At 64.8% G+C, this 9134-nt stretch carries 14 protein-coding genes and 1 pseudogene; 12 read left to right on the top strand and 3 right to left on the bottom strand.

The genetic code is table 11. The features are described from left to right. The 3 genes and pseudogenes from ACQKJZ_RS16315 to ACQKJZ_RS16305 form a co-directional block, all read left to right on the top strand. Positions 1–257 (top strand): annotated as a pseudogene (locus ACQKJZ_RS16315) (tRNA (N(6)-L-threonylcarbamoyladenosine(37)-C(2))-methylthiotransferase MtaB); the annotation flags it as partial. Beyond that, a complete protein-coding gene (gene ftsY, locus ACQKJZ_RS16310) occupies positions 254–1183 on the top strand; it encodes a signal recognition particle-docking protein FtsY (protein WP_312490224.1) in 930 nt (309 codons plus the stop codon). The pseudogene ACQKJZ_RS16315 and the gene ftsY, both read left to right, overlap by 4 nt. Beyond that, positions 1180–1794, top strand: coding sequence for a septation protein A (locus ACQKJZ_RS16305; RefSeq protein WP_427732389.1), 615 nt, complete (start codon positions 1180–1182; stop codon positions 1792–1794). Before ftsY ends, ACQKJZ_RS16305 begins: the two co-directional genes overlap by 4 nt. 33 nt (positions 1795–1827) lie before the next feature. Here the strand turns inward: ACQKJZ_RS16305 and ACQKJZ_RS16300 are convergent, their stop codons facing one another. The 3 genes from ACQKJZ_RS16300 to pspF form a co-directional block, all read right to left on the bottom strand. Then, positions 1828–3375 carry a tetratricopeptide repeat protein gene (locus ACQKJZ_RS16300; protein ID WP_427732387.1) on the bottom strand — a complete coding sequence of 516 codons (1548 nt, stop codon included), beginning with the start codon at positions 3373–3375 and terminating at the stop codon, positions 1828–1830. Between the two features lie 473 nt (positions 3376–3848). Continuing rightward, positions 3849–4460, bottom strand: coding sequence for a superoxide dismutase (locus tag ACQKJZ_RS16295; RefSeq protein ID WP_427732385.1), 612 nt, complete (start codon positions 4458–4460; stop codon positions 3849–3851). Positions 4461–4526: 66 nt separating this feature from the next. Further along, a complete protein-coding gene (gene pspF, locus ACQKJZ_RS16290) occupies positions 4527–5573 on the bottom strand; it encodes a phage shock protein operon transcriptional activator (RefSeq protein WP_427732383.1) in 1047 nt (348 codons plus the stop codon). Between the two features lie 176 nt (positions 5574–5749). On the opposite strand from pspF, the gene ACQKJZ_RS16285 reads away from it, so the two are divergent. The 9 genes from ACQKJZ_RS16285 to ACQKJZ_RS16245 all read left to right on the top strand — a co-directional run bounded on the left by ACQKJZ_RS16285 (position 5750) and on the right by ACQKJZ_RS16245 (position 8964). Continuing rightward, positions 5750–5896, top strand: coding sequence for a hypothetical protein (locus ACQKJZ_RS16285; protein ID WP_312490229.1), 147 nt, complete (start codon positions 5750–5752; stop codon positions 5894–5896). A 29-nt stretch (positions 5897–5925) separates the two neighbouring features. Beyond that, the gene (gene pspA, locus ACQKJZ_RS16280; protein ID WP_312490230.1) at positions 5926–6594 is read left to right on the top strand and encodes a phage shock protein PspA; all 669 of its coding nucleotides are present in this window, start codon (positions 5926–5928) and stop codon (positions 6592–6594) included. A gap of 1 nt (position 6595) precedes the next feature. Then, on the top strand, positions 6596–6889 hold the full coding sequence (pspB, locus tag ACQKJZ_RS16275) for an envelope stress response membrane protein PspB (protein ID WP_042483731.1): 294 nt from the start codon (positions 6596–6598) through the stop codon (positions 6887–6889). Between the two features lies 1 nt (position 6890). After that, positions 6891–7274 carry an envelope stress response membrane protein PspC gene (pspC, locus tag ACQKJZ_RS16270; RefSeq protein WP_312490231.1) on the top strand — a complete coding sequence of 128 codons (384 nt, stop codon included), beginning with the start codon at positions 6891–6893 and terminating at the stop codon, positions 7272–7274. A 41-nt stretch (positions 7275–7315) separates the two neighbouring features. Further along, the gene (locus ACQKJZ_RS16265) at positions 7316–7612 is read left to right on the top strand and encodes a hypothetical protein (RefSeq protein ID WP_076709304.1); all 297 of its coding nucleotides are present in this window, start codon (positions 7316–7318) and stop codon (positions 7610–7612) included. A 12-nt stretch (positions 7613–7624) separates the two neighbouring features. Beyond that, positions 7625–7912, top strand: coding sequence for a hypothetical protein (locus ACQKJZ_RS16260; RefSeq protein ID WP_427732379.1), 288 nt, complete (start codon positions 7625–7627; stop codon positions 7910–7912). A 27-nt stretch (positions 7913–7939) separates the two neighbouring features. Next, positions 7940–8197, top strand: a complete 258-nt coding sequence (locus tag ACQKJZ_RS16255; protein ID WP_427732377.1) for a hypothetical protein — start codon at positions 7940–7942, stop codon at positions 8195–8197. 23 nt (positions 8198–8220) lie between these two features. Beyond that, positions 8221–8460, top strand: a complete 240-nt coding sequence (locus tag ACQKJZ_RS16250; RefSeq protein WP_312490236.1) for a hypothetical protein — start codon at positions 8221–8223, stop codon at positions 8458–8460. Between the two features lie 102 nt (positions 8461–8562). Continuing rightward, a complete protein-coding gene (locus ACQKJZ_RS16245) occupies positions 8563–8964 on the top strand; it encodes a SufE family protein (RefSeq protein WP_427732375.1) in 402 nt (133 codons plus the stop codon). Positions 8965–9134: the final 170 nt, after the last annotated feature.

Genomic DNA, 9134 nt, shown 5'->3' with positions numbered 1-9134 from the left:
GGATGCCGCAGGTGCCGCATCCCCTGCGCCGCGAACGCGCCGCGGCCTTGCGCGAGGCCGCCGCCCGCCGCCGCCGCGACTGGCTGGCGACCCAGGTCGGCCAGACCCGCGACGTGCTGGTCGAGCGACCCGGCACACGCGGCCATGCGCCCGACTTCGCCGACATTCATTTTTCCCCCGCCACCGAACCGGGCAGCATCGCCCGCGTTCGGGTCACGGCGGCGACCGAAACCCATCTGATCGGACAATTGGTATGAGTTCTTCCTGGCACGAAAAGCTGCTCGGCGGTTTCCGTCGCACCTCGGACCGGCTGGTCGGCAATCTCGCCGGTCTCGGCACCGCACGGCTCGACGACGACACGCTCGACGAAATCGAGGAAGCGCTGATCGCCTCCGATCTTGGCCCCGAAACGGCGGGCCATATTCGCACGCGGCTGGCCGAGGGCAGCTTCGAGCGGAATATGGAGGACCTCGGCATCCGCCTGGTCGTCGCCGAGGAGGTCGAGAAGGCGCTGGCCAAGGTCGCCACGCCGCTGGAGATCGACGCCTTTCCCCGGCCGCAGGTGATCCTGGTCATCGGCGTCAATGGATCGGGCAAGACGACGACCATCGCCAAGCTGGCGCATCTGTTCATGGAGCAGGATTACGGCGTGATGCTGGCGGCGGGTGACACCTTCCGCGCCGCCGCCATCGGCCAGCTCGCCACCTGGGCCGAGCGGGTCGGCGTGCCGATCGTGTCGGGCAAGGAAGGCGGCGACGCGGCGGGCATCGTCTATGAGGCGGTGAAGCAGGCGACCGCGACGGGCATCGACGTGCTGATCGTCGACACCGCCGGGCGCCTCCAGAACAAGCGCGAGCTGATGGACGAGCTGTCGAAGATCCGCCGCGTGCTCGGCCGCCTCAACCCCGAGGCGCCGCATGACATCCTGCTGGTGCTCGACGCGACGACGGGTCAGAACGCGCTCAACCAGATCGAGGTGTTCAAGGACGTCGCGGGCGTCACCGGCCTGGTCATGACCAAGCTGGACGGCACCGCGCGCGGCGGCGTGCTGGTCGCGGCGGCCGAGAAATACGGCCTGCCCATCCACGCCATCGGCGTCGGCGAGGGCATGACCGACCTGCGCCCCTTCGACGCCAACGAGGTCAGCCGGATCATCGCCGGGATCGAGGGAGGCCGCAAATGAGCGCGTCCGATAAGGAAGCCGGCCCCGCCCTGAAGGCGGGAATCGAATATGGTCCGTTGATCCTGTTCTTCCTGGTCAATTTCCTGGCACCGCTGGGGGCGCTGACCCGCGTGCTGGTCGCGACCGGCGTCTTCATGGCGGCGACCGTGGTGTCGATGATCGTCAGCCGGATGAAGCTGGGCCGCATCTCGCCGATGCTCTGGCTGTCGGGCGCGCTGGTCGTCGTGTTCGGCGGGCTGACCCTGTATTTCCACGACGAGCGCTTCATCAAGATGAAGCCGACCATCGTCTATGCGATGTTCTCGGCGATGCTGTTCTTCGGCCTCGTCACCGGGCGCCCGCTGATCCAGATGGTGCTGGGCAGCGTCTATTCGGGCCTGACGCCCGAGGGCTGGCGCAAGCTGACCCGCAACTGGGCGCTGTTCTTCGCCTTCATGGCGGTACTGAACGAGGCGGTGTGGCGCAATTCGACCTGGGATTTCTGGGTCGGGTTCAAGCTGTGGGGCGCGATGCCGCTGACCATCGGTTTCGCCATCGCCAATATCCCGATGCTGTTGAAGCACGGTCTGAATACGGACGCCGCCAAGGTCGACGAACCGCCGGTGGAGTGATCCTCCACCGGCCCCGTACCATATCGTCCCGCGCTATAGCTTGCCGCTCAACGCCAGCGCTTTTTGCTTCTCCTCGGCGGTCATCCGCGCCTCGACCGCCGCCATCGCGGTCGCGGCCTGCTCATTCCCCCGCGCCGCCGCGACCTTCAGCCAGGCCCAGGCGCGTGGCAGGTCGCGATCGCCGCCACGACCATTGGCCAGAAGCGCCGCATAGTTGAACATGCCGTCCGGGTTGCCGTCCTGCGACGCCAGTTCGAACCAGCGGCGCGCCGTGGTCTCGTCGCGCGGCACGAACGTCCCCGTCTGGTAGTAATGGCCGACCGCAACACGCGCCTCGGCCGATCCGCTCAGCGCCGCCTTGCGATACAGGCCGAACGCCACTTCGCGGTCGGCGGGAACGCCCTCACCGCGTTCATAAGCCCTCGCCAGTGCATAGGCGGCATCCGGGTCGTCATGCTTCAGCGCTTCGCGATACCAGGCGATCGCGCGGGGCAGATCGACGGCGATCCCGTCATCGCCGTCATGCAGCATATCGCCCACCGCCGTTTGCGCGGAGGCCAGATGGCGCTTGGCGCCACGCTCGTAGTCCGCGAAGGCGGCCTTCGGGTCACGGGGCATGCCCAGTCCGAAATATTGGATATCGCCGAGCACTTTATAGGCCGCGACATGGCCCACATATGCCGCCCGCCGGTACCAGCGGCACGCCTCATTCATATCGACTGTCGTACCGTAAAGCCCCTGACGATAGATCGCGCCCAGCATCATGGCGGCCTCGCCCGAGGCGGTATTCATTTCGGGGCGGGCAGGATCGAACACGGGCTGATGCAGCCGCTCGACATAATTGATAAGCGCGGCGCGCTTCAGCGACTTGATGGCGCGATCAGTCTCATCGCCCTTGCCGAACCCGGCCAACAACAATTTGCCTACGAACAGCGCTGCTTCATCTCCGCCATTATGATCGGTCAGGCCGCGCGCAGCTTCCTCGAAATAGGGAAGCGCTTCGGCATAGCGCCCCTGTTCGAACAGTGCGAAACCCATGGGGAGCGACTTGTCGCGCATCGCAAATTCTGCAGCGGCGATATAAGGATCGCGCGCCATTACCGATGATGCCGATCCCCGAGTCAATTCGCTGGATCCGCGCATCAATTGCACGCAGGTCAAGGTCGCCGCCTGCGTTGCAGAAAGCGCCGCCTGACCATAGGCTTGCGCGCGTTGGGCCCCGCCCTCCCCTCCCTCAAATCCACCGGGTAGCGCGCCCGCTTCCACCCTTACGGAGGGATCGGCGGCGAACAGCGCAATGTTGCCGCCCATCGGCAGGCCAAATCGCGTATTGCCCAGATCGGGAAGCGGAGAGCCGGCAGGAACCTTCGGCGGCGCCTTATAATCCGGGTTGCGCGGCATGCGCGTGGGCTGCACGACCGGCGGCAATATAGGTGGCTCTGCCGAGGTGCCAGGCATGCCCTCGCGGGACGCCGAAGACTGGCTCCGTAGCGCCATGGCATAACGCGGCATGCGCGCGATGACCGAGCAGATCGCCCATTTCGGTGCCTCGGCTGCCGGCAGCCGTTTTCCCTGAACCACGATGGTGTTGTCCGTGCCGCTGTCCGCCGCCGCATCGTCCCTAGGCTTGGGCGCTTGCTCCGCCGTAGCCGTCGCGACCCTGGCATCCGGTGACTTGGCGGCAGTGGAGACCGACGCGCCCGTTTGCGCGATCGCCGGATGCAGGGCAATGAAGGATAAGCCGATTGTAGCGATACCATTGAGAAGGCCGCTACGTGCCAAATGCCTTGACCGCACCCTCATCTCCCATTCGCTCGTCATCGACCGGCTTTATCACCGCGCCCCAGCCGCCACCTTTTACAACATCTTATTCCGAGAGAAAAGTATTGGCCATGCTCGACTTGAATAAGGGCATTACATTAAAGGCATCACCCACAAACAACTTAATATTCACCTCTAATCTTAAGCACTTCGCCGACAAAATGAAGGGGAATGAAAAAAGGGCGGCCCCTTCGGAGCCGCCCTTTCCCTATCCGAAACGGACGTCGGCGAGGTTATGCGACCGCCGCCTCGTACCGGCGACCGGCCTCGTCCCAGTTCACGACGTCCCACCAAGCCTTCAGATAGCCCGGACGGTCGTTCATGTAGGTCAGGTAATAGGCGTGCTCCCACACGTCGTTACCCAGGATCGGCGCGCCCTTGTCGGCGACGACGTCCATCAGGGGGTTGTCCTGGTTCGGGGTCGAGGTGACCTTCAGCTTGCCCTCGGCATCCGCGATCACCCAGGCCCAGCCCGAACCGAACTGGCCTGCGCCCTTGGTGTTGAACTCGTCCTTCAGCTTGTCGAGACCGCCGAACGCCTCGATCGCTTGCGCAAGCTTGCCCGAGGGCTGGGTCGTGCCGGGCTTGGTCATGATCTTCCAGAAGAAGTCATGGTTCCAAAAGCCGCCGCCATTGTTGCGGACGGCGGCCGGGGCCGACGAGATGTTCGCCAGGATGTCCTCGATCGACTTGCCCTGAAGCGACGTGTCGGCCGCGACCGCTTCGTTCAGCTTGTTGGTATAGGCGGCGTGATGCTTGTCGTGGTGGAAGGTCATCGTCTCCTTGGAGATGACCGGCTCCAGCGCGTCATAGTCGTACGGGAGGGGCGGCAGTTCGAAAGCCATCGTCAATGCTCCTTTGGGGTTTGCCTGTGGCAACGCCGGGCGCCCCAAATGGCTCCCCCGAAGGAGTTACGCAACCGTTCCGATCAGATCGTGCCGACGAAGCGCATGGCGAAGCTGGTCGTAGGACAGGCCCAGCGCCTCGGCGGTGGTCCGCTGGTTGAAGCGGTTCTCGGCCAGCGCGCGGGTCAGCAGCTCGCGCTCGAAGCGGGCGACGCGCGACTTGAAGTCGGACGGCCCGACATCGCAGGCCGCCACCTCGTCGCCGTCGCTCACCGGCTCCGAGGAGGCGGGCGCGCTCCCCTGCTCGCTTTTCGCGGCGGCGGGCGACTGGCCCTGCGGGCGATAGGGCGAGCGGAACGGGTCGATCTCGATCGCATCGACCGGCCCTTCCCGGTCCCAACGATAGACCGCGCGCTCCACCACGTTGCGCAGCTCGCGGACATTACCGGGCCAGCGATGCTCCATCAGCGCATCGGTCGCCGCCGCGCCGAAACCGGGCCAGCTTTCCCAACCGATTTCGGCCGCCATGCGCCGCCCGAAGTGATTGGCGAGCACCATGATGTCGCTCTTACGCGCGCGAAGCGGCGGCAGCGTCACCACCTCGAAACACAGCCGGTCAAGCAGGTCGGCGCGGAATTGATGCGCGGCGACCTTGTCGGGCAGATGCTCGTTGGTCGCGGCCACGATACGTACATCGACGCGCAGGGGCCGCGACGAACCGATCCGCGTCACCTCGCCATATTCCACCGCGCGCAGCAGCCGGTCCTGCGCCGCCATCGACAACGTGCCGAGTTCGTCGAGGAACAGCGTGCCGCCATTGGCCTCCTCGAACCGCCCCGCTCGCGCCTTTGTGGCACCAGTAAACGCGCCCGCCTCATGCCCGAACAGTTCCGCCTCGATCAGCGTCTCGGGCAGCGCGGCGCAGTTCATGATGACCAGCGGCTGGTCCCAGCGCCCGCTCAGGCGGTGGAGACGTTCGGCGACCAGTTCCTTGCCGGTCCCACGCTCGCCGATGACCAGCACCGGACGGTCGAGCGCGGCGGCGCGGCTGGCCCGTTCCAGCGCATCCAAAAAGGCCCCCGACTGGCCGATGACCTGACTCGTCCGATCCATTCCCAACAGGTGGCGGATTTTCCCAACGCTTGGCAAGCGCGCAATCGTTGTCGGATCGCAACTATTTTCAAAACCCGCGGATTTTCGCCATTTTTGAAATTGGCACGGCTCCTGCAATGCTTCTGACATCCCGCCGATGCGCGGACCGAGACATAAAAGATCAGGGAGTTTCCACCATGTTCGCCACCACCTTCGCCCGCCAGATCGCCGCCATCGCCTGCACCGTCGTGATGAGCGCCACCTGCCTGATGGGTGCCCTCGCCCCCGCGCACGTCGCCACGACCCAGACTTCGGTTGCAGCGATCGAGGCGCCGATCGCATAATGAAGCCATTCGCCATCAAGGAGTATCCGATGGGCATTTTCTCCCGCACCCGCGACATCGTCGCCGCCAATTTCGCCGACCTGCTGGACAAGGCGGAAGACCCCGCGAAGATGATCCGCATGATCATCCTCGAAATGGAGGAGACGCTTGTCGAGGTGCGCGCCTCTGCCGCCCGCACGATCGCCGACCAGAAGGAAATCCGCCGCCACATCATGAAGCTGGACCAGCTTCAGGACAGCTGGACCGAAAAGGCCGAGCTGGCGCTGTCGAAGGACCGCGAGGACCTCGCCAAGGCCGCGCTGATCGAGCGCCAGAAGGCCGCCGACATGGCCGACCAGCTAAAGGCCGAAGTCCAGGTGCTCGACGATGCGCTGCGCGCGTCGGAAGAGGACATCGCCAAGCTGCAGAACAAGCTGCGCGAGGCGCGGACCAAGCAGAATGCGGTCCAGACCCGTCTGGAAAGCGCCAACAACCGCTATCGCCTGCGCGAAATGTGGAACGGCGCCAAGACGCACGACGCTTTCAGCCGCTTCGACGTGCTGGAGCGCAAGGTGGACGAGGCCGAGGGTCGCGCGGAAGCGCTGGGCTTGGGTTCGAACCCCAAGACGCTCGAGGACGAGATCGCCGAACTGCGCGCGTCCGACCGGGTCGACGCCGAACTCGCCGCGCTCAAGGCGCGCCTGAACAAGGGGGAGTGAGATGGAAGACATTGTCGTTCCCTTCATCGCCATCACTTCGATCTTCATTGGCCTGCCCTGGCTGTTCCTCCACTATATGACGAAGTGGAAGCAGGCGCCGAAGATCACCCATGAGGACGAGCAACTGCTCGACGAGCTCCACCTGCTAGCCCGCCGCCTGGAAGACCGCCTGAATACGGTCGAACGGATCGTCGCCGCCGACAATCCCGACTTCAAGCCCAGCCTGTCGCAGCCCGAATGGCGTCCCGAAGGCCGCCTCGGCCGCACCGACTATAGCCTCGATCGGAGGAATTGAGATGACCGCCAGCCGCACCCAATTCTACCTCGACAAGCAGAATGCCAAGTTCAAGGGCGTGTGTGCCGGGATCGCCGACTATACCGGCGTCGACGTGATGTGGGTCCGCGTCGCCGCGGTCCTGCTGACCGTCACCGGGGTCGGCATGCCCTGGGTGCCGCTCGCCTATCTGCTGATCGCCTGGATGGCGACGGCCAAGCCGATCGGCCTGTACCAGTCGGACGAAGACGCCAAATTCTGGCAGGGCGTGCGCAGCAATCCGCGCCGCTCGACCGCCGAGGTCCGCTCGAAGTTCCGCGACATCGACCGTCGCCTCGCCGATATCGAACTGCACTATACCAGCCGCAACCGCCAGCTGGCCGACGAGATCGACAGCCTGCGCTGAGACCGCGCTGACACATCAACTATCCTATGGGAGTATGGATTATGGCTTGGGGAGGACCGGGTTTCGTCCTGGCGATCATCGCGATGTCGACGATCGGTTGGGTCGTGACCACCTGGATCCGTGCGAAGCACGGCTACAGCCTGGAAAATGACTGGGGCGGCATGACGCACAAGAGCGACATCGCCGATGGCCGCAAGGTCGAATTGCTGACCGCCGAGAACCAGAAGCTGGTCGGCCAGGTCAGCCGGCTGGAAGAGCGGATCGCGGTGCTGGAGCGCATCGCCACCGATCCCGCCGAGCGGACCGCGCGCGAAATCGACGCGCTGCGCGATCGCTGAGGGAAGGGAACGATGAACGATATTGCTCTTCTGATCCCCATCATGGGCATCAGCTGCGGTCTGATCGCCATCATCGGCGGCGTCTTTCTCAAGCCCTGGTTCGCGCTACGTGAAAAGCAGCTGGCCACCGAAGCCTCGATGGTCGCGGAAAAGGCGGCACAATATGCCGCCCAGACCGAGCGGCTGGAGCAGCGGGTCCGGGTGCTGGAGCGGATTGTCACCGATCGCGGCCTGGCGCTCAGCGACGAGATCGATGCCCTGCGCATCGGCGGCGAAGCGCCCGCCCGCATCGAACACTGACATAAGATTTAGAGGGGAGTTACCGCTATGTCCGGCGGACAGTTCATGGTTGTTCTGATCGTCGCGATCGTCATGGTCGCCAGCATCTTCAAGGCCAAGCATCGCCGCTCGCCCGGCCTCGACATGGTCGAGCATCTGCGCAGCGAAGGGAACCGCGACACCCAGGCGCTGCGCGGCGAAATCCAGCAGCTGAAGGAGCGTATCCAGGTTCTGGAGCGCGTCATCACCGACGAGCGCAAGAGCATCGATCTCGACCGCGAGATCGAGCGGCTGCGCGACCGCTGACATCAAGCACGGAGACCGGGATCATGACCGATACCAATCTCTACATCGTCATCGCCACCGCCGGCCTGGCGGGCCTTGCGATGATCGTCACCGCCGGGCTTGCCGGCTGGCGCGGATGGTTGCAGCTGAAGAGCCGTGAGTTCGAGCGGGCGCATGACATGCCCTACCCGCCCGCCGGCTCTGCGGCGTCGCGCATCGAGATGGCCGACCTGAAGGAGCGTATCCGCAAGCTGGAAGCCATCGCCGCCGGGGTCGACCTCTGACGCCGCGCCGGGGATGGCGGGGGAATGGCCCTCCCCTCTCTCCCCGATCATGAGAGACCAGCGGCTTGTCGTGGACCAATGCACGGAGTAGCGGATCTGACCATGTCCGATCTTGCCGAAATCCGCGACGAATATGAATTCCTCGACGCCGACGATCGCTATCGCCTGTTGATCGACCTCGGCCGCGCGCTGGAGCCGATGCCCGAGGCGCTGAAAACCGACGCGACGCTGGTGCGTGGCTGTTCGGCCTCGGTCTGGGTCTATCCGACCAAAAGCGACGGCGACGGGCTCCACTTTCTGGCGGATTCCAACGCGGCGATCACCAAGGGCATCATCGCGCTCGTCCTGAAGACGGTGCAGGACAAGACGCCCGCCGAGATACTGGCGACCGACATCGAGGGCGAGCTGGCGCCGTTCGATCTGAAGAATCAGCTGAGTTCCAACCGGACGCAGGGGATTCCCAACATGATCGCGCTGATCCGGGAGACGGCTGGGCGGTATTGAGTTTGGGGTGCGGGCTCGGTGAGACCCCTTACCCTCCCCCATCCCCTCCCGCCTGCGGGAGGGGAGCGGCGAGAGGCACCCGCATGTTCTTTCCTCGATCGTTAGGCCAAGGGTAGGTTCAGTTGAAGCGCTTGCGGTGGCCAAGAAGCACGCCCCTCCCGCAAGCGGGA

The organism is Sphingomonas sp. NPDC019816 (genome assembly GCF_050274375.1).
Taxonomy (GTDB): Bacteria; Pseudomonadota; Alphaproteobacteria; order Sphingomonadales; family Sphingomonadaceae; genus Sphingomonas.
Note: the sequence above shows the minus strand (reverse complement) of the source record. Positions and strands in the feature narration are given on the sequence as shown.